General features: G+C 66.9%; 17 protein-coding genes. 5 read left to right on the forward strand and 12 right to left on the reverse strand.

The window, feature by feature from the left end; translation table 11 throughout:
* Positions 1-144: 144 nt before the first annotated feature.
* From rodA (Q9Q79_RS17445) to Q9Q79_RS17470, 6 genes are all read right to left on the reverse strand, one after another.
* Positions 145-1,239, reverse strand: coding sequence for a rod shape-determining protein RodA (gene rodA, locus Q9Q79_RS17445; RefSeq protein ID WP_201861709.1), 1,095 nt, complete (start codon positions 1,237-1,239; stop codon positions 145-147).
* A gap of 136 nt (positions 1,240-1,375) precedes the next feature.
* Positions 1,376-2,488 carry a rod shape-determining protein RodA gene (rodA, locus tag Q9Q79_RS17450; protein WP_005411073.1) on the reverse strand — a complete coding sequence of 371 codons (1,113 nt, stop codon included), beginning with the start codon at positions 2,486-2,488 and terminating at the stop codon, positions 1,376-1,378.
* Positions 2,485-4,560, reverse strand: a complete 2,076-nt coding sequence (gene mrdA, locus Q9Q79_RS17455; RefSeq protein ID WP_114618225.1) for a penicillin-binding protein 2 — start codon at positions 4,558-4,560, stop codon at positions 2,485-2,487. Before mrdA ends, rodA (Q9Q79_RS17450) begins: the two co-directional genes overlap by 4 nt.
* Before the next feature lie 3 nt (positions 4,561-4,563).
* Complete coding sequence (gene mreD, locus Q9Q79_RS17460) at positions 4,564-5,049, reverse strand: rod shape-determining protein MreD (protein WP_005411075.1); 486 nt, start codon at positions 5,047-5,049, stop codon at positions 4,564-4,566.
* On the reverse strand, positions 5,046-6,227 hold the full coding sequence (gene mreC / locus Q9Q79_RS17465) for a rod shape-determining protein MreC (protein ID WP_114618226.1): 1,182 nt from the start codon (positions 6,225-6,227) through the stop codon (positions 5,046-5,048). The genes mreD and mreC overlap by 4 nt, the downstream gene beginning before the upstream one ends.
* Before the next feature lie 121 nt (positions 6,228-6,348).
* Complete coding sequence (locus Q9Q79_RS17470) at positions 6,349-7,395, reverse strand: rod shape-determining protein (RefSeq protein ID WP_005411077.1); 1,047 nt, start codon at positions 7,393-7,395, stop codon at positions 6,349-6,351.
* Positions 7,396-7,678: 283 nt separating this feature from the next.
* Here Q9Q79_RS17470 and Q9Q79_RS17475 point away from each other — a divergent pair, with 283 nt between their 5' ends.
* Positions 7,679-8,617 carry a carbohydrate kinase family protein gene (locus Q9Q79_RS17475; protein WP_005411078.1) on the forward strand — a complete coding sequence of 313 codons (939 nt, stop codon included), beginning with the start codon at positions 7,679-7,681 and terminating at the stop codon, positions 8,615-8,617.
* A gap of 319 nt (positions 8,618-8,936) precedes the next feature.
* Here Q9Q79_RS17475 and Q9Q79_RS17480 read toward each other — a convergent pair whose 3' ends face one another.
* The 4 genes from Q9Q79_RS17480 to ubiE all read right to left on the reverse strand — a co-directional run bounded on the left by Q9Q79_RS17480 (position 8,937) and on the right by ubiE (position 13,302).
* Positions 8,937-9,572 (reverse strand): HAD family hydrolase, encoded by a 636-nt coding sequence (locus Q9Q79_RS17480; protein ID WP_114618227.1) that lies wholly within the window; start codon positions 9,570-9,572, stop codon positions 8,937-8,939.
* Complete coding sequence (locus Q9Q79_RS17485) at positions 9,560-10,291, reverse strand: lipoprotein (protein ID WP_043035519.1); 732 nt, start codon at positions 10,289-10,291, stop codon at positions 9,560-9,562. The genes Q9Q79_RS17480 and Q9Q79_RS17485 overlap by 13 nt, the downstream gene beginning before the upstream one ends.
* A gap of 127 nt (positions 10,292-10,418) precedes the next feature.
* A complete protein-coding gene (locus Q9Q79_RS17490; protein ID WP_150359287.1) occupies positions 10,419-12,347 on the reverse strand; it encodes a M1 family metallopeptidase in 1,929 nt (642 codons plus the stop codon).
* Between the two features lie 193 nt (positions 12,348-12,540).
* Entirely contained in the window at positions 12,541-13,302 is a 762-nt protein-coding gene (gene ubiE / locus Q9Q79_RS17495) for a bifunctional demethylmenaquinone methyltransferase/2-methoxy-6-polyprenyl-1,4-benzoquinol methylase UbiE (protein WP_005411082.1), read from the reverse strand.
* A gap of 80 nt (positions 13,303-13,382) precedes the next feature.
* Here ubiE and Q9Q79_RS17500 point away from each other — a divergent pair, with 80 nt between their 5' ends.
* The 4 genes from Q9Q79_RS17500 to Q9Q79_RS17515 all read left to right on the forward strand — a co-directional run bounded on the left by Q9Q79_RS17500 (position 13,383) and on the right by Q9Q79_RS17515 (position 15,195).
* Positions 13,383-13,835 carry a nucleoside deaminase gene (locus Q9Q79_RS17500; RefSeq protein ID WP_005411083.1) on the forward strand — a complete coding sequence of 151 codons (453 nt, stop codon included), beginning with the start codon at positions 13,383-13,385 and terminating at the stop codon, positions 13,833-13,835.
* A gap of 198 nt (positions 13,836-14,033) precedes the next feature.
* The gene (locus Q9Q79_RS17505) at positions 14,034-14,294 is read left to right on the forward strand and encodes a hypothetical protein (protein WP_005414515.1); all 261 of its coding nucleotides are present in this window, start codon (positions 14,034-14,036) and stop codon (positions 14,292-14,294) included.
* A gap of 75 nt (positions 14,295-14,369) precedes the next feature.
* Entirely contained in the window at positions 14,370-14,705 is a 336-nt protein-coding gene (locus Q9Q79_RS17510) for a hypothetical protein (RefSeq protein WP_005411085.1), read from the forward strand.
* A 67-nt stretch (positions 14,706-14,772) separates the two neighbouring features.
* Positions 14,773-15,195 carry a low affinity iron permease family protein gene (locus Q9Q79_RS17515; RefSeq protein WP_005411086.1) on the forward strand — a complete coding sequence of 141 codons (423 nt, stop codon included), beginning with the start codon at positions 14,773-14,775 and terminating at the stop codon, positions 15,193-15,195.
* An 83-nt stretch (positions 15,196-15,278) separates the two neighbouring features.
* On the opposite strand, the gene smeF is transcribed toward Q9Q79_RS17515, so the two are convergent.
* A complete protein-coding gene (gene smeF / locus Q9Q79_RS17520; protein ID WP_012481298.1) occupies positions 15,279-16,679 on the reverse strand; it encodes a multidrug efflux RND transporter outer membrane subunit SmeF in 1,401 nt (466 codons plus the stop codon).
* A gap of 92 nt (positions 16,680-16,771) precedes the next feature.
* Complete coding sequence (smeE, locus tag Q9Q79_RS17525) at positions 16,772-19,894, reverse strand: multidrug efflux RND transporter permease subunit SmeE (RefSeq protein WP_005411088.1); 3,123 nt, start codon at positions 19,892-19,894, stop codon at positions 16,772-16,774.

Raw genomic sequence — 19,894 nt, forward strand, 5'->3', positions numbered from 1 at the left:
GCAGGGGCGTGAGCCGCATGGATGCGGCGACCGAGCTTACATGGACGTACTTGCAGCGGCCCCTGCGCAGCCCATCTACCTGGCCTCACCCGTTAACTACTTTTCGCGACCACCCACGAGGGGCTGCGCCGTTGGCTGGAAACCCTATCCCCCGTGCACGGGCCGGTGCCCGCGCACCGCCATCACCAGCCCGATACCCGCCAGCAGCGACACCGCCGAGGTGCCGCCATAGCTGATCAACGGCATCGGAATGCCCACCACCGGCAGCAGGCCGGAAATCATCCCGCTGTTCACCAGTACGTACACGAAGAACGCCAAGCCCAGGCTGCCGGCCAGCAACCGTGCGTGCGTGTCGCGGGCGTGCACCGCGATCCACAGGCAGCGGCCGACCACGAACAGGTACAGCGCAAACACGGTGGCCACGCCGATCCAGCCGAACTCTTCGGCCAGCACCGAGAACGCGAAGTCGGTGGTGTACTCAGGCAGGAAGTCCAGCGTGGCCTGGGTGCCCTGCCCCCAGCCGCGCCCGTCCCAGCCACCGGAGCCGATCGCGATGCGCGACTGCAGGATGTTCCAACCGGTGCCAAGCGGATCCGCCGACGGATCAAGGAAGGTCAGCACGCGATCCTTCTGGTACTGCCGCAGCAGGCCGAACCAGGCCAGCGGCGCGGCAACGGCAAGGCCCGTCGCGCCAGTGGCCACCCAGCCCCAGTGCAATCCGGCCAGCAGCAGCGCGAACACGCCGCTGGCGGTAACCAGCGTGGCGGTGCCCAGGTTGGGCTGCATCAGGATCAGCACGGCGGGTACGCCGATCAGCACGGTGGTGGTCAGTACGGTGCGCGGCGACGGTGGCAGCGGTTGCCGATGCAGGTACCAGGCCATCATCAGCGGCAGGCTGAGCTTGAGCAGTTCGGACGGCTGCAGGTAGAACACGCCGAGATTGAGCCAGCGCTGCCCGTACTTGCCTGTACCGATCACATACACCGCCATCAGCGGCAGCAACGAAAGCGCATAGATTGCAGGCGTCCACGCGCGCAGCCGCAGCAGCGAAACGCGGGACAGCAGCCACATCGACGCCAGGCCACCGGCAAAACGCGCCGCCTGCCCAGCCACCGGACCGGACACGCTGTGCAGCACCGCCAGGCCCGCGCCCATCAGGATCAGCAGCGCGATCAGCAATGGCAGATCGATCGTGCGCGCCACCTCACGGCAGCCACCAAGCAGTCGTTTCCATTCCACGCGGGCACGGTAGCAATGCGTGCTTGCGTGAAGCTGTCAGGGTGCGCGTGCGCTTGCAGAGTCAAGCCGTGCTCGACTCTACAGAACAGCGGAAGCAATCGAGCAGATGGAAACGCGACGAAGCGCGCGACCGGTGCTAGCCGTAGCCGCCGTGCACCGGGTTGTGACTGCGCACGGCCATCACCAGGCCGAAGCCGGCCAGCAGTGACACCGCCGAGGTACCGCCGTAGCTGATCAGCGGCATCGGCACGCCCACCACCGGCAGCAGGCCGGAAATCATCCCGCCGTTCACCAGTACATAGACGAAGAACGCCAGGCCGGTAGCGCCGGCCAACAGGCGCGAATAGGAATCGCGCGACTGGCTGGCGATCCACAGGCAACGCCCGATCACCACCAGGTACAGGGTCAGCACCAGGGCCACACCCATCCAGCCGAATTCCTCGCTCAGCACCGAGAACGCGAAGTCGGTGGTCTGTTCGGGAATGAAGTTCAGGTGCGACTGCGAGCCCTCGCCCCAGCCCTTGCCATCGAAGCCGCCGGAGCCGATCGCGATCTTCGACTGGATGATGTTCCAGCCGGCCCCCAGTGCATCCATCTCCGGGTCCAGGAACATCATGATGCGGTCCTTCTGGTACGGCCGCAGCAGCCAGAACCAGGCCACCGGCGCGACCGCAGCCACGCCGCCCACGCCCAGCCCGACCCACCACCACGGCAGGCCTGCCAGCAGCAGTACGAACACGCCGCTGGCGGCGATCAGCACGCCGGTACCAAAGTCGGGCTGCAACATCACCAGGCCGGTCGGCACGCCGATGATGATCAAGGCCACGAGCACGGTGTTGAAGCGCGGCGGCAGCGGCATCTTGTGCAGGTACCAGGCCACCATCATCGGCAGGCTGACCTTCAGCAGCTCGGCCGGCTGCAGGTAGAAGAACTTCAGGTCCAGCCACTGCCGGCCGTACTTGCCGGTGCCGAGCACGAACACCGCCAGCAGCGGAATCATGGAGATCGCATAGATCATCGGCGTGGCCGAGCGGATGCGCAGGATCGGCACCCGCGAGATGCCCCACAGTGCAGCCATGCCCACCGCGAAACGCGCGCCCTGGGCCATCACCAGGCCGTCGCCACCGGCACTCTTCAAGGTGGCCAGGCCGATCACCATCAGCGCGCCCAGGGCCAGGCACAACACCCAGTCCAGCGTGCTGAAGAAGCGGCGCAGCATGTCGCCGGCCCAGCGCAGGAACACTTTCATCGTGCGGGCTCCGCAACCGCCGGGCGTGGCGTGGCCGGCACTGCGGCAGCGGCCGGCGTGCCCGGCTGCGGCGCAGGGGCCGGTTCGGGGGTGGGGGCACCCACCTGCACCGGGTGTTCGCCCAGCTGCGCGGCCGCCAGATCACCGGCCTGGCGTGCGCCGGCGTCTTCGTTGTCGAACGCGGTGGCACCGATGGCGGTGGTACCACGCTCGCTGTCCAGCGGCTGCATGCCCTCGGGCATCTTGCCCAGCAGGTAGGCATCGAACACCTTGCGGGCGATCGGCGCAGCAGCCGAACCACCATAGCCACCGCCCTCCACCGCCACCGCGATCGCGATCACCGGGTTTTCGACCGGCGCGAAGCCGACGAACAGCGCGCGGTGGCGCAGGTGCATCGGCAGGCTCTTCGGGTTCACCGCTGCGGTGCCCTTGCGGCTGATGACCTGCGCGGTACCGGTCTTGCCGGCCATCACGTACGGCGCACCGACCGCCACGCGCCAGCCGCTGCCGCCCGGCCGCATGGTCGCCATCATGCCCTCGCGCACCGCCTGCACGTTGTTGGGGTTGGGGCTGACCGGCTTGCTCTCGCCGGGCGGCGTCGCGGTCCAGTCGCTGTCGAAGCCGTCGCGCTGCTGGATCACCAGGTGCGGGGTGCGCAGCTGCCCGTCGGCCAGCGCGCTGACGCCGCGCGCCAACTGCAGCGGGGTGACCTTCCAGTCGCCCTGGCCGATGCTGATGTTGACCGTATCGCCGGGGTACCAGGCTTCCTTGCGGGTCTTCCGCTTGTAGGCCGGCGACGGCAGGATGCCGCCGATTTCGCCGGTGAGGTCGATACCGGTCGGCTGGCCGAAGCCGTAGTACTCCATGTAATGGTCGAAGCGCTCGATGCCCAGGTCCAGCGCCAGCTTGTAGTAGTAGGTGTTGACCGACTCGGCGATGGACTTGCGCAGATCGGTCCAGCCATGGCCGCCACGATGCGCATCACCCCAGCCACGGCTGGTGCCGGGCAGGTAGAACATGCCGGTGGACAGCACCTTGTCTTCCGGGCGGCGCACGCCCGAGTCCAGGCCGGCCAGGCCGATCAGCGGCTTCAGCGTGGAACCGGGAGCGACGCCGCCGAGCACCAGGCGGTTGAACTGCGGCCGCGACGGGTTCTCGTTCAGCGCCTTGAAGTCGGCATGGGAAATGCCGTTGACGAACAGGTTGGGGTCGTAGGACGGCAGGCTGACCATCGCCAGCACCTCGCCGGTACGCGGGTCCATCGCCACTGCCGAGCCCTCCTGGTCGCCGAAGGCCGCCACCATGGCACGCTGCAGGTCCGCGTCGATCGACAGCCGCAGGTCGGCGCCGGACTGCGCGGCCACCCGGCCGATGGTGCGGATGGCACGGCCCTGCACGTTGGTTTCGACCTGCTCGTAGCCGACCTTGCCGCGCAGCTGCTGCTCGTAATAGCGCTCCAGGCCGGACTTGCCGATGTGGGTCAGCGCGGCATTGCCTTCGCCGAGGATCTCCAGATCCTTGTCGTCGACGCGGCCGACATAGCCGATGATGTGCGCAAACAGGTCACCGTACGGATAACGCCGGGTCAGGTAGGGCTCAAGCTCGACGCCGGGGAAGCGCCAACGGTCGACGGCGAAGCGCGCCATCTCCTCGTCGCTCATGCGCAGCTTCAGCGTGACCGGCAGGAACTTGCGGCGCGCCTTGCGCGACTTGTTGAACGCTTCCAGCTCTTCCGGGCTGATGCTGATGATCTTCGCCAGCCCTTCCAGGGTGGCGTCCATGTCCTTGACCTTGTCCGGGGTCACGTCCAGGCGGAACGCTGGCACGTTCTCGGCCAGCAGGCGACCGTTGCGGTCGTAGATCATGCCGCGCCCGGGCACCACCGGCCGCGGCTTGATGCGGTTGGCTTCCGAGCGCGTGGCGTAGACGTCGTGATCCAGCACCTGCAGCTTGAAGTACCAGCCGCCCAGGCCCAGCAGGCAGACCAGCACGCCCAGGAAACCCAGCGCCGCACGGCGGCGGAACTGTTCGGCTTCGGCGTGCGGGTTCTTGACCTGGCGGCGCGGGATCATGGCTCAGCGCCCGCGCTTGCCGAAGCGCACTGCGTCCAGCAGCACGAACACCAGCGGCCACAGGCCCATGCCCAACAGCGGGGCCCACCAGTACGACCACGGCAGGGTCGGCTCGCCCACCAGGATGTGGACCAGCGCGCTGACGATGCGGTCGTTGAACAACAGGCCACCGATGGCCAGCATCTGCTGCGACATCGGGAAGAAGCGGATGCGGGCGCGGAAACGCTGCAGGATGAAGGCCAGCATCACCAGCCGCAGCGCCTGTTCGCCGAGCACGCCGCCGTACAGCAGGTCGGCGACCACGCCGCTGGCGAAAGCGATGCCCAGGCCGACGCGCTCGGGCGTCTCGATCACCCAGTACGCCAGCACCAGCGCCAGCCAGTACGGGCGCAGCGGCTGCAGCAGCGCCGGCAACGGCAGCAGGCCCAGCAGCAGGGCTACGACCAGGCTGGCCGGCAATACCCACGGGTTGTCGCGCAGGCGGCTCATCGCTGGGCCTCCGGCGTGGTCGGTTGCCGGCCAGCGGCCGGCACTACCGGGGCGGCAGGATCAAGCGAGGATGCGGGAGCAACAGTCCTCGCTTGCGACGAGGGCTGTTGCCGGCCAGCGGCCGGCACTACCGGAGCGGCAGGATCAAGCGAGGATGCGGGGGCAACAGTCCTCGTTTGCGACGAGGGCTGTTGCCGGCCAGCGGCCGGCACTACCGGGGAGCTGACCGGAGCTGGCGTCGTTGTCGCTGGCGCGGCTCCCGCAGGCACGGTGGCGCCGGTGGCCGGGCCACCCGGAGTGGTTTCTTCCAGCTGCAGGCGCAGTTCCGGCGGAATGCGGATCGCCGCACCGGGGCGCAGCAGCAGCACATCACGGCCACGATCCAGCTGGGCGGCTGGCTTCAGTTCGCCGACCAGGAAGGCATGGGTGTCGTCCGGGCGCAGGCCGGTGATGGTGCCGACCGGGAAGCCGGCCGGGAAGCGGCCACCGAGGCCGGAGGTGACGATCTCATCGCCCACTTCCACACCGGCGCTGAGCGGGATGTCGCGCAGCTCCAGCGTGTCGCCGCGACCGTAGACGATCAGGCGTACGCCGTTGCGGGCCACGGTGACCGGCACCGCGTGGTCGGGGTCGGTCAGCAGCAGCACGGTGGAGGTACCGCCGGTGACGCTGATCACCTGCCCCATCAGGCCACCGGCATCGATCACCGCCTGCCCGACGTGCACGCCTTCGCGGCTGCCGGCGTCGAGCACCAGGCGCTGCTTCACCGGGTCCAGGTCGATATCCAGGATCGGCGCCAGCTGCACGTCCAGGCCACTGCGCTCGGCCACGTTCAGCAGTTCGCGCAGCTGGGCGTTGTCCAGCGCCGCGGTCTGCAGACGGGTCAGGCGCGCGTTGGCCAGCAGCAGCTGGTTGCGCAGTTCACGGTTCTCGGTGACCAGCTGGGTGTGGCTGGCCGCGGAATCCTTGACCTGGTTGCCGAGCTTGCCGGGCAGACCCGCCAGTGCCCACACAGGCTGCACCAGGCTGTTGGCCTGCTCGCGCAGGCGCGCCAGCCAACCCGCCTGATCGTCAAGGACGATCAGTGTGATGGCCAATGCAAGATAGGCCAGCAACCGCAGGGGGCTGGCGGCATCACCGGATCGGGAGGCAACGGGAGGACCGGCGTAGGGCGGCACGGCAACGATTCAACTGGCAGAAGGCGGAAGGGAAACACGCGGACGCCCCGCCGGTGCCGGCCCGCCATCGCGGCGGGCCGCACCCCGGAAGGGCGCGGCGGGCAGGAACGGCCGGGACGGCTTATTCCGGCGCAAAGAACTCGTTGCCGTGCATGTCCACCAGTTCCAGCGCACGACCGCCACCGCGGGCCACGCAGGTCAGCGGATCGTCGGCCACCTGCACGTGCAGGCCGGTTTCTTCGGAGATCAGGCGGTCCAGGTCACGCAGCAGGGCGCCGCCGCCGGTCAGCACGATGCCGCGCTCGGCAACGTCGGCACACAGTTCCGGCGGGGTCTGCTCCAGCGCCAGCTTGACCGCGCTGACGATGCCCGACAGCGGTTCGTGCAGGGCTTCAAGCACCTCGTTGGAGCTGATCTTGATCATCTTCGGCACGCCCTCGGCGAGGTTGCGGCCGGAGATCTCCAGCTCCTGCACCTCGGCCTGCGGGTAGGCACAACCCAGCTCGACCTTGATGCGCTCGGCGGTGGCTTCACCGATCAGCATGCCGTGGTTGCGGCGCACGTAGTTGGTGATGGATTCGTCGAAGCGGTCACCGCCGATGCGGACCGAGGCCGAATAGACGATGCCGTTGAGCGAGATCACCGCCACTTCGGTGGTGCCGCCGCCGATGTCGATGACCATCGAGCCACGGGCTTCGGTGACCGGCATGCCGGCGCCGATCGCGGCAGCCATCGGCTCTTCGATCAGGTACACGTCACGGGCACCGGCTTCCTCGGCCGATTCCTTGATCGCGCGGCGCTCGACCTGGGTCGAACCGGCCGGCACGCAGACCAGCACGCGCGGGCTCGGGCGCAGCACGCGCGACTTGTGCACCTTCTTGATGAAGTGCTTGAGCATCGCCTCGGTGTAGGTGAAGTCGGCGATGACGCCGTCCTTCATCGGGCGGATGGTGGTGATGTGGCCCGGGGTACGGCCGAGCATCTGCTTGGCCTCGGCGCCAACGGCTGCCACCGAGCGGGTGCCACCGATGGCACGGTCCTGGCGCACGGCCACGACCGACGGCTCGTTCAGCACGATCCCCTGCCCGCGCACGTAGATGAGGGTGTTGGCCGTGCCCAGGTCGATGGACAGGTCGTTGGAGAACATGCCACGGAGTTTCTTGAACATCTGAGGAAGGAGTCCTGAGGGGTGTCGTGCCCGCCGCGGGATGGCGAAAAAATGGGCAGAAATCGAGGCCGACAAGCCTAGCAACCCGCCTGCCGCCGAGCAAGGAAAAAACTAGCTGAACCCGCGTCTTCACAGGCTTTCGGCCTGATCGGGCATCACCCGGTTCTGGCCCTGAGCGGCACCAGCGGGTAACCTTTGCGCCGTCGGGCGCCCAAGGGCGCCGTTTGCTTGCCCGCTGAACCGGGCCGGCCCACCCCAAAATTCACCGCATAGGCTTACATCGATGTCCGCTCTGATCTGTGGTTCTCTTGCCTTCGACACCATCATGGTGTTCCCGGACCAGTTCAAGAATCACATCCTGCCGGACAAGGTGCACATCCTGAACGTGTCCTTCCTCGTGCCGCGCATGCGCCGCGAGTTCGGCGGCTGCGCCGGCAACATCGCCTACAACCTGCACCTGCTGGGCGGCCAGCCGATCCCGATGGGCACCGTGGGTTCGGACTTCGGCCCGTACCGCGAATACTTCGAAGGCCTGGGCATCGATCTGTCGCGTGTGCGCGTGATCGACGAGCTGTTCACCCCGCAGGCGTTCATCACCACCGACCACGACAACAACCAGATCACCGCCTTCCACCCGGGCGCGATGATGCGCTCCTACGAGAACCATGTGCGCGGCGTGCCGGGCGTGACCCTGGGCCTGGTCGGCCCGGACGGCCGCGAAGGCATGATCCAGAACGCGCAGGAATTCCACGAGGACGGCATTCCGTTCATCTTCGACCCGGGCCAGGCCATGCCGCTGTTCAACGGCCCCGAGCTGCGCGCCTTCATCGATCAGGCCGACTACGTGGTGGTCAACGACTACGAGTCGAACCTGCTGCAGGAGCGCACCGGCTGGGACGAGAAGGAGATCGTCAGCCGGGTCAAGGCCTACATCACCACCCGTGGCCCGAAGGGTGCGGTCATCCACACCCCGGAAAAGAGCTACGACATCCCGCCGGCGCACGAGCGCCGCGTGGTCGATCCGACCGGCTGTGGCGACGCCTTCCGCGCCGGCCTGATCTACGGCATCCAGAAGGGCTACGACTGGCTGACCATCGGCCGCATGGGCAACCTGATGGGCGCGCTGAAGGTCGAGCACCCGGGCACGCAGAACCAGCGCTTCACCTTCGATGAGTTCAACGAGCAGTTCAAGCAGCAGTTCGGTTACGCGCTGGGCGCGTAAACGAACTGCCCGCGCATCCCACTCTTGTCCCCGCGCCTTCGGCGCGCCCCCTTGAACAACAAGGGGGCTTTCCACCCGATGCGCTGCTGGGAATGCTGTTGGTAGGTGTCGACCTTGGTCGACACTGCCGGCCAGCGGCCGGCACTACCCCTTCTGCTGCCAGGCCGCCAGCCTGGCCACGGGTGTTCTGGTAGGTGTCGACCTTGGTCGACACTGCCGACCAGCGGCCAGCACTACCCCTTCTGCCAGGCCGCCAGCCTGGCCACGGGTGTTCTGGTAGGCGTCGACCTTGGTCGACACTGCCGGCCAGCGGCCGGCACTACCCCTTCTGCTGCCAGGCCGCCAGCAAGGCGCGGCAATCGGCGAAATGCCAGTCGGCGCTGCCGGGCCACGGGTTCTCCGGCAGATTGACCAGCACGGTGTGGGTGCCCGCGGCGCGCCCGCACTCCAGGTCGTAGGCGTGGTCACCGACCATCACCGCGTGCGCAGCCCCGATGCCCCAGCGACGAAGATGCTGCTGCAGGCCATCCGGCGAGGGCTTGGGCACCGCTTCATCGCGGCCGATGATGTCGGCGTCGTCGAACAACGCCCCGACCCCGATCGCCTCCAGCGTCAGCTTCGCCAGCGCATGGTCGTTGCGGGTCAGGATGCCCAGCCGGCAACCTGCCGCCGACAGCGCGCGCAGCAGCTTCACCGCCCCCGGCGCTGGCAGCGCGTCCTCGGCCAGGGCGCGCTCGTGATCCAGCAGCCACGCGCGCTTGGCCTGCGCCGGTGCGTCGGGCAATGCCGCGATATGGTCGAGGATGTCTTCCTCCGCGGCGATCTCCAGCGCTCGGCGGATCGCGGCGAAATCATGCACGGCCACCGTCAGCGTGCCGTCCATGTCGAACACCCAGTGCCGGATCGCGGACAACGCGTGCACTGCGCTGCCCGTCGCAACCTTCACTGCCACCACTGCGGCATGCGGCTGGCGTCGACACCGCCGGTTTCGAACACGGCCGTTCGCGTGCCACCGGCCTTGACCGGGAACTCGATGCTGATCGACTTGCCCTTGCGCGCCAGTTTCCACAGTGCCTTCTGATCGGTGATGAACAGGGCGATGGCTTCATCAGTCTTCGGGCGCCAGGCCGCCATTGGTACCGGCTTGCCGTCATCCACGGTCACTTTCACCGTGCATTGCGGGCAACGGAAATCACCGGCCTGCAGCACCAGGTAGGCATGCCGCTTCCACTCCGGATGATCGCGGAACACCAGCTGCACCGGTTTGGCGCCGCTGCCATCCACGTCCACCCGTTCCTTGCTGTAGATCTGCGCCGAGACCTGGTTGCCCTTGCTGCCCACCGGAATCTGGTTGTACTGCCATAGCCCCTGCATGCGGCGCAGGTCGCGCGCGGCGTCGCCCTTGGCCTTGACCTCGTCGAAGCCTGCGGCGATGCGGTCGGCGGCAGCGGTGTCCTTGTACTGGTCCAGCAGCGAGGCACCATGCAGGCGTGCGCGTTCCCAGTCCTGCGCGGCCACGGCCATGTCGTACTGCTTGGCCACGTCTTCGGCCTTGGCCTCCTTCTGCGCCTGCACGGCGGCCGCGGCGGCTTCCTGCGCCTTGCGCTCTTCCTCGGGGTTGCTGCAGGCGGCCAGGGCCAAGGTGCAGGCGGTGAGCAGGATCAGTCGTTTCATGGCGGAGGTCCTATGCGAGTGCATCCCGATTCTATCGGCAGCGAAAAGCGGATACACCAACGGCGGGTTTCCCCGCCGTTGGTGGTGAAGCAGTGACCGGTTGCCGGCCAGCGGCCGGCACTACCGCTTACTTGGCTTCAGCCTTGGCCAGCATGTCCTGGACCGAGGCGGTGGTGATCGGGTGGTAGCCCGGCTTGGCCTTTTCGAAGGCCTGCTTGGCCAGTTCCAGACCCTTCGGGGTCTTCACCAGTTCGGCGTAGATCGGCATGATCAGCTTGCGACGGCCGACGCGCTCGATGAATGCAGCCGCGCCTTCATTGGCCTGCTCGTAGCCGCTGCGGATCGCCAGCGGGTACCAGCGCATGGCGATCTCGCCATTCGGGGTGCCGGTGAAGTGGAAGGCCTTGTCCAGCGTGGCCAGCTTGTCCAGCGGCTGGGTCGCACCGAGGCCGTCGATGAAGCGCACCCATTCCTGGGTGCTCCAGTCGGCGATGACCTGGCTGCTGGGCACGGTGCCGGCGCTGGCGAATGCGATGCGCGCGGTATCGACGCTGCTGAAGTTGCGCGACTGCGCCTTGGCCGCGAACGCCGGGATGCCCGGCTCGTCCAGCCACGCCTTCAGTTCGGCCTCGGTCACGGCCGACGGATTCTTCGGCAGCAGGTTCTTCTTCATGTACGCGACGAACTGGTCGGTGTTCGCGCTCTGGAAGGCGTGGTCATCGAACCAGCCCCGCAGGAACGGATCGAAGGTCTCGCGGCCAAAGCGCTGTTCCAGGAACTCCAGGAACCACGAACCCTTGACGTAGGCGACCTGGCTGAGGGCTTCATCGGGGTCACGCTCGTTCAGCGGCGGCAGCGCCAGTGCCTGGTCGGCCGGGCTCATGTCCTTCACTTCGGCCAGCAGGTCGGTCTGGTCGATCTGCTTCTCCATCTCGGCCATCTCCTTGCCGTACAGGGCTTCGGTGATGCGGCCCTGGACGTAGGTGGTGAAGCCTTCGTTGAGCCAGATGTCCTTCCAGCTGGCGTTGGTCACCAGGTTGCCCGACCAGCTGTGCGCCAGTTCGTGGGCGACCAGCGAGACCAGCGACTTGTCGCCGACGATCACGGTCGGGGTGGCGAAGGTCAGGCGCGGGTTTTCCATGCCGCCGAACGGGAACGACGGCGGCAGCACCAGCATGTCGTAGCGGCCCCAGCGGTATTCGCCGTACAGCTTCTCGGCGGCACCGATCATCTTCTCGGTGTCTTCGAATTCCTTGGCGGCCTTGTTGACCATGGTCGGCTCGGCCCAGACGCCGGAGCGGCCGGAGATCGGCTCGAACACCAGGTCGCCGGCGGCGATGGCCAGCAGGTAGGACGGAATCGGCTGCGGCATCTTGAAGGTGTAGTCACCATCACGCGCGGCCTTCGGATCGTTGTCGGCGCTCATCAGCACCATCACGTCCGGGCGCGAGACCACGTGCGCGCTGTAGGTGAAGCGCACGCTCGGGGTGTCCTGCAGCGGCACCCAGGAGCGGGCATGGATGGCCTGCGACTGGCTGAACATGAAGGGCAGCTTCTTGCCCTCGGTCATCGACGGTGCCAGCCACTGCAGGCCCGATGCGGTCGGCGCGGTGTGGTAGGTCACTTCCACCTTGGCCGGCTGTTCCGGGGCCTCGATGGTCAGCTTGCTGCCGAACACCTTGTCAGCGGCGGCCAGCTCGAACTTCAGCGGGCTGCGCGCGCCATCGGCGGCGACGGCCTCGACCTTGGACACGGTCAGCTCGCGGGTGTCGAGCACCAGCTGCCTGGCGTCCTTCTGCTTCCATTCCAGGGTGTAGGTGGCGGTGCCGCCAATCTGCTTCTGGTCGAAGTCGAGCTTCAGATCCAGCGCGATGTCCTTGATGACGACCTTGTCCGGCTCGGCGTACGAGCTTTCGTCGTGGCTGCGGTTCTCGGCGTTCACGGGGGCGGCAGGGGCCTTTGCGGCAGTCGGGGCGGCGGCGGGCGCGGCCGCCTCCTGGGAGCAGCCGGCGGCCAGGGCCACGGCCAGCGGAAGGAGCATCAGCGGATTACGCATGAATCGGGACCGTTACGGGGATCAAACCCCAATGGTACCTCCCTCCGGCCCGGCAGGCGTTGCGCGGTGCGGGGTAATGGCAGGCAAGCCGATCCTGCGCCTCGGGCGCATGCCAACCAAGGTCGGCAGCTACCAGATCGGATCACCGCAGCGGGCGAGCACCAACCACGGTTGGCACCCACCAGAGCGGGGCTTACAGCTTGTAGCCGGAGTGGATCGAAACGATGCCGCCGGTCAGGTTCTTGTAGTGGCAGCGCTCGAACCCGGCCTGTCCCATCATCGCCTTCAGTTCATCCTGCGGCGGGTGCTTGCGGATGCTCTCGGCCAGGTACTGGTAGCTGTCCGAGTCATTGGCGAACAGCTTGCCCAGCTTCGGCAGGATCTTGAACGAGTGGAAGTCGTAGATCGGCTTGAACCAGTCCGCGGTGACTTCGGAGAACTCCAGCACGCGGGCCTGGCCCCCGACCTTCAGCACGCGGTACATCTCGCGCAGGCCGGCGTCCTTGTCGGTCACGTTGCGCAGGCCGAAGGCGATGGTGACCAGGTCGAAGCTGTTGTCCGGGAACGGCAGGGCCTCGGCGTTGCACTGCACGTAGTCCAGGCCGAGCACCAGGCCGCGGTTGGTCAGGCGATCACGGCCGACCGACAGCATGCCGGCGTTGATGTCGCCCAGCACCACCGAGCCCTCGGCGCCGACGCGCTCCTTCAGCAGGGCGGCGATGTCGCCGGTGCCGCCCGCCAGATCGAGCACGCGGTCGCCCGGCTTCACCTGCGCGGTGGCCACGTAGTAGCGCTTCCACGCCCGGTGCACGCCCAGGCTCATCAGGTCGTTCATCAGGTCGTAGTTGCGCGCGACCGAGGTGAACACCTGGCCGACCAGCTTCTGCTTGTCCTTGGCGGCGACGTCGCGGAACCCGAAATGGGTGGTACCGGCTTTGTAGGGGGATTCGCTCATGGCCCCGATTATCGCACCGCCGGGGGCCAGCGGCACCCCCTGCCCGTATCATGGCGGGCCACGACTTACCGGAGCCCCGCATGATCACCACGCCCGACTACCAGGCCCTGCTGCAGACCGCCATCGCCGAAGCCCGCCAGGGCCTGGCCGAGGGCGGCGTGCCGATCGGCGCAGCCCTGTACCACAACGACGGCCGCCTGCTTGGCTGCGGCCACAACCGCCGCGTGCAGGAAGGCGACCCGTCGGTGCACGGCGAGACCGATGCGTTCCGCAAGGCCGGCCGCCAGCGCCGTTACCAGGACACGATCATGGTCACCACCCTGGCACCGTGCTGGTACTGCTCTGGCCTGGTGCGCCAGTTCAACATCGGCACCGTGGTGGTGGGCGAATCGCGCACCTTCCAGGGCGGCATCGACTGGTTGCGGGAAAATGGCGTCAACGTGATCGACCTGGACAGCCAGGAATGCGTGGACCTGCTGGGCGGCTTCATTGCGCAGCACCCGGAGATCTGGAATGAAGACATCGGTGAATGATCACCACGCAGTGTCCTGTTGAACCCGTTTAATGAACGCTTCAGTGCCGGCACGCCCTAGTGCCGGCAGCGTTTGCGGCCATTGCCGTGAACCAGTGCACAGTCAGCTGCGCAACGTGCACACGCTGCGATAACACCCCGCCCGGCTGCCGCGCCTAGGGTGGGGTTACCGGGACTTCTTTCCCCGGCGGAGCCAGCCATGTGCGCGCACGCCGTACGACCTGCACCAGACTCGATCCTCGACCCGATCCGCGAACGCCTGCAGCGGCAATATGCACTGCACCGGCGCGGCGCGTTGTTCTGGACCGCCTACCAGCGCATGCAACTGGAGCTGGTCCGTCGCCATCCGCTCGACCACGAGCGCCTGTGCAACGCGATGGCTACCCTGGCCGAAGATCTCGGTGCCGTCGAGCACGCGCAGTTGATTGGACATGCCAACGCCAGCTCCACATCGCGCTGACGCGGCATGCACCGCCACATACGCCACACTCCGATGAACCCCCACTCCCTTTCCACTCAACCGAACTGGATTGTCATGCACGCTGAAGTCCCCACCATTCCTCCGGTCATCAACGTTGACGCCGAGCTGGATCACTGGCGCCGCCAACATGCCGAAGGCGCACTGCCGCACAACTCGTTCGGCTCGTACGTGCCGTGGATCAAGTTTGCCTGCGATTCGCTGATCACCCAGCCGCGCGCCAGCGAGGCCGAACGTGACGAGATGTTCCAGACCCAGTACGCCCTGCAGATCATGCCGCGACTGAGTGAAGCCCAGGCCCGCGAATTCGTCGACCGTTGCTGGCAGCACGTCTACCAGAGCAGTCCGGTGCGCAGCCTGCAGGCACCGCGGCTGCAGCGCATGCGCGCCTGACCGCCGCTGCACGGCGCCTGCACGGGCCACTGCTGATCATCCTCGTCACCTGAGTGGGACGACGACGATGAAAGTACGAAACCTGTTCAATACGATCGCCAAGAAGGCCGCGGCCGCCACCGGCTCGCCGTGGACCTTCCTGGCTGCAGTAGCGATCGTGGTGATCTGGGGTATCAGTGGCCCGGTGTTCGGTTTCAACGACACCTGGCAGCTGGTGATCAACACCGGCACCACCATCATCACCTTCCTGATGGTGTTCCTGATCCAGCACACGCAGAACGCGGACACCGCCGCGATGCAGATCAAGCTGGACGAGCTGATCCGGGCGACGGCCGAAGCCAACAACGAACTGTTGGATCTGGAAGAACTGGACGAAGCGCGCCTGGAAGAGATCCGCGCCGAGTACGAGCAGATGGCGCGCGAAGCCGGCGATGCGCTCGCGCGGGTGCGCGCCTGCCATGCAGCGCGGCGCGACGATGAAGCGGTGTAGCAGGTCCTGAAATGACAATGCCGGCCAGCGGCCGGCACTACCATCGATCATCAAGGTAGAGCCGGCCGCTGGCCGGCTGTCCTTCAGCTGCGCTCGTGCCAGCCACCGCCCATCACCTTGTACAGGGTGATGCGGTTGGCCTGCTGCGCCAGCTGCGCCTGCAGCTGGGTCTGCTGTGCGTTGTAGGCCGTACGCCGCGCATCAAGCAGGGTCACGAAGCTGTCCAGGCCCGCGTCGTAGCGCGCCTGCGACAGGCGGTTGGCCTGTTCGGCCGCTTCCACCAGGCGCTGCTGTGAACTCACCTGCTCGTCCAGGCTGACATTCAACGCCAGCGCATCGGCGGTTTCGCGGAAACCCACCTGGATCGACTTCTCGTACTGCGCCAGAGCGATATCACGATCGGCGTTGGCGATGGCCAGGTTGGCGCGCAGCTTGCCGCCCTGGAAGATCGGCAGCGTGATCTTCGGCAGGAAGCTCCACACGCGCGTACCGCTGTCGAACAGGTTGGACAGTTCGCTCGAACCACTGCCGATGCTGCCGGTCAGCGAGATGCTCGGGAAGAACGCCGCGCGTGCCGCACCGATATTGGCGTTGGCCGCCAGCAGCTGGTGTTCGGCGGCCATGATGTCCGGGCGCTGCAGCAGCACGTCGCTGGGCAGGCCGGCCGGCGGCGGTGCCAGTGCAAGCAGCTGCGGCTCGATGCTGTCCGGCAGCAGCGCCGGATCCAGCTGGCCACCGGCCAGCAGCGCCAGCGCGTTGCGGTCCTGGGCCAGCTGGCCACGCAGGCGTGCGGCGTCCGTACGCGCGGTCTCGACCAGGGTACGGGTCTGGGTCAGCTCCAGCGCCGAACTGCCACCACGTTCGTGGCGGGCCTCGGCCAGGCGCAGCGAATCCTCGTAGGTCTTCAGCGTGGCATCGGCGATCTTCAGCCGCTGCGCATCGGCACCGTAGGTCAGCCATGCGGTGGCCGTCTCGGCCACCAGGCTCAACTGCGCGTTGCGGCGGTTGGCGGCGACGGCGAAGTACTGCTGCAGCGCGGCTTCACTGAGATTGCGCACGCGGCCGAACAGATCCAGCTCGAACTCGGCCACGCCGACACCGGCGGTGAACTGTTCGTTGACACCGGCGTCGGTGCCCTGGCGCTGCATCTGGCCGGTAACGGCCACGCCGGGCACGCGATCAGCGCGCTGCACACGGTACTGGCCGCGCGCGCGCTCAACGTTGAGCACGGCCACGCGCAGATCGCGGTTGTTCTGCAGCGACTGGTCGATCACCTGCTGCAGGCGCGCATCGGTGAAGAAGTCGCGCCAGCCGACGGCGGCGACATCGGCCACCTCGCCCTGCGCGGCTTCGGCCGGCCACTGCGCCGGGATCGCCGGGGCGACAGCGGTGTTCTTCGGCACCAGGGTGGAGCAGCCGGCGAGCGCGAGCACAGCGGCAATGGAAAGGAACAGGGATGCACTTTTCATGGGAATGACTTCCATCGGTACTGCCGGATGGCAGGAGGTCATGCCGGCCAGCGGCCGGCACTACCGTTTCGACAACGCCAGCCTGAGGCCGGCATGACCGTTTCAGGTCACGTCGTGGATTTGCGCTTGAACACGCGCTGCACCACCACGAAGAACAGCGGCACGAAGAACACACCGAGCACGGTGCCGACGATCATGCCGCCGAGCACGCCGGTGCCGATCGCCTGCTTGGCGCCGGAACCGGCACCGGTGGAGATCGCCAGCGGTACCACGCCCATGCCGAAGGCCAGCGAGGTCATCACGATCGGACGCAGGCGGTCGCGCACGGCATGCATGATCGATTCGATCAGGCCTGCGCCCTTCTCCAGGTTCTCCTTGGCGAACTCCACGATCAGGATCGCGTTCTTGCTGGTCAGGCCCACCGTGGTCAGCATCGCCACCTGGAAGTAGATATCGCGTTCCAGGCCCTTGAAGGTATTGGCCAGCACCGCGCCGAGGATGCCCAGCGGGGCCGCCAGCAGCACTGCGGTCGGCACGCTCCAGCTTTCGTACATCGCGGCCAGGCACAGGAATACGATCATCAGCGAGAGCGTGTACAGCAGTGGCGTCTGCGAGCCAGCCTGGCGCTCCTGGTACGACATCGCCGTCCATTCGATGCCGAAGCCCGCCGGCAGCTGCTTGGCCAGCTGTTCGATCTCGGCCATGGCATCACCGGAGGCGACACCCGGGGCCGGTTCGCCCTGGATTTCCATGGCCGACACACCGTTGTAGCGTTCCAGGCGCGGCGAACCGTAATCCCAGTGCTTGGTAGCGAAGGCACTGAACGGCACCATTTCACCCTTGTCGTTCTTCACGGACCAGAGATCGAAGTCCTCCGGCACCATGCGGAACGGCTGGTCGGCCTGCACGAACACACGCTTGACGCGGCCACGATCGACGAAGTCGTCGATGTACGAGCTGCCCCACGCGGCGGCCAGCGTGCCGTTGATCTGGTCGATCGACAGCCCCAGCGAGGTCGCCTTGGCCGCGTCGATGTCGATGCGGAACTGCGGCGTGTCCTCCTGGCCGTTCGGGCGCACGTTGGCCAGCTTCTTGCTGCCGGCGGCGAGGCCGAGCAGCTGGTTGCGCGCGGCCACCAGTGCCTCGTGGCCCTGGCCGCTGTTGTCCTTCAGGAAGAAGGTATAGCCCGAGGCGGTGCCCAGTTCCGGGATGGCCGGCGGCGGGAAGGCGAAGATGAAGGCATCCTTGATCTGGCCCAGGGCCGCCATCGCGCGTCCGGTGATCGGCATCACGCCATTGTTGGCGTCACGCTCGCTCCAGTCCTTCAGCTTGACGAATGCCATGCCGGCGTTCTGGCCCATGCCGGCGAAGCTGAAGCCCTGCACCGAGAACACCGAGTCCACCGCATCCTTCTCGTTCTGCAGGAAGTGGTTTTCCAGCGCCGCGATCGATTCCAGCGTACGTTCCTGGGTGGCACCCACCGGGGCCTGCACCAGCGCCATCAACACGCCCTGGTCTTCGTTGGGCAGGAATGAGCTGGGCAGGCGCACGAACAACACGCCCATCAGCACGAACAGCGCCGCCACGATGCCCATGAAGCGCCACGGGCGATGGATGATGCCGCGCACGCCACGCTGGTAGCTTTCGCTGGTGCGGTCGAATCCACGGTTGAAGCCATTGAAGAAGCGACCGGCCAGGCCGCGGTGGGCGACGTGGTGCTCACCTTTCTTCAGCGGCTTGAGCATGGTCGCGCACAGCGCCGGGGTCAGCACGATCGCGACCAGCACCGACAATGCCATCGCCGAGACGATCGTGGCCGAGAACTGGCGGTAGATCACGCCGGTGGAGCCACTCATGAAGGCCATCGGCACGAACACCGCCGACAGCACCAGGCCGATGCCCACCAGCGCGCCGGTGATCTGGCCCATCGACTTGCGGGTCGCCTCGAGCGGCGACAGTCCTTCCTCGGACATGATGCGCTCGACGTTCTCCACCACCACGATGGCATCGTCCACCAGCAGGCCGATCGCAAGCACCATCGCGAACATGGTCAGCATGTTCACCGAGAAGCCGAGCATGGCCAGCACGCCGAAGGTACCCAGCAGCACCACCGGCACGGCGATGGTCGGGATCAGGGTGGCGCGGAAGTTCTGCAGGAACAGGTACATCACCACGAACACCAGCACGATCGCTTCGATCAGGGTCTGCACCACGCCCTTGATCGACACGCGCACGAACGGGGTGGTGTCGTACGGGACCTCCGCCTTCAGCCCGGCCGGGAAGAAGCTCTTCATGTCTTCCAGCGCGGCATTCACACCAGCAGCGGTATCCAGCGCGTTGGCGCCGGTGGCCAGGGTCACCGCCAGGCCGCTGGCCGGCTGGCCGTTGTAGCGGGTGACGAAGTCGTAGGACTCGGCACCCAGCTCGACGCGGGCGACATCCCCCAGGCGCAGCTCGGCACCGTCCTGCGCACCGCGCACGATGATGTTGCGGAACTGTTCCGGGGTCTGCAGGCGCGACTGCGCGTTGATGGTGGCGTTGAGCTGCTGGCCCTTGATCGACGGTGCACCGCCAAGCTGGCCGATGGCCACCTGCGCGTTCTGTGCCTTGATCGCTGCGGTCACTTCCGCAACCGACAGGCCATAGGTATGCAGCTTGTTCGGATCCAGCCAGATGCGCATGGCGTACTTGCCACCGAACACCTGGATGTTGCCCACGCCTGGCACGCGGCTCAGGCGATCGACAACATTGGAACCGACGTAGTCGGCGATGTCGTTGGCGTCCATGCTGCCGTTCTCGGACACGAACGCGATGACGTTCAGGAAGCCCGAGCTGGACTTGGCCACGTTGATGCCCTGCCGCTGCACTTCCTGCGGCAGCAGCGGCATGGCCAGCTGCAGCTTGTTCTGCACCTGCACCTGGGCGATGTCCGGGTTGGTGCCGCTCTCGAAGGTCAGGGTGATGGTGGCCTGGCCGTTGGACGAGCTGTTGGAGGAGAAGTAGATCAGGCCATCAAGGCCCTTCATGTTCTGCTCGATGATCTGCGTCACCGAGTCCTCGACCACCTTGGCCGATGCACCCGGGTAGGTGGCGCTGATTTCCACCGCCGGCGGTGCGACGTTGGGGTACATCGAGACCGGCAGCTTGAACAGGGCCAGGCCGCCGGCGAGCATGATGATGATGGCGATCACCCACGCGAAGATGGGTCGATCGATGAAAAAGCGTGCCAT

The organism is Stenotrophomonas sp. a6, assembly GCF_030913325.1.
GTDB classification, from domain to species: domain Bacteria; phylum Pseudomonadota; class Gammaproteobacteria; order Xanthomonadales; family Xanthomonadaceae; genus Stenotrophomonas; species Stenotrophomonas maltophilia.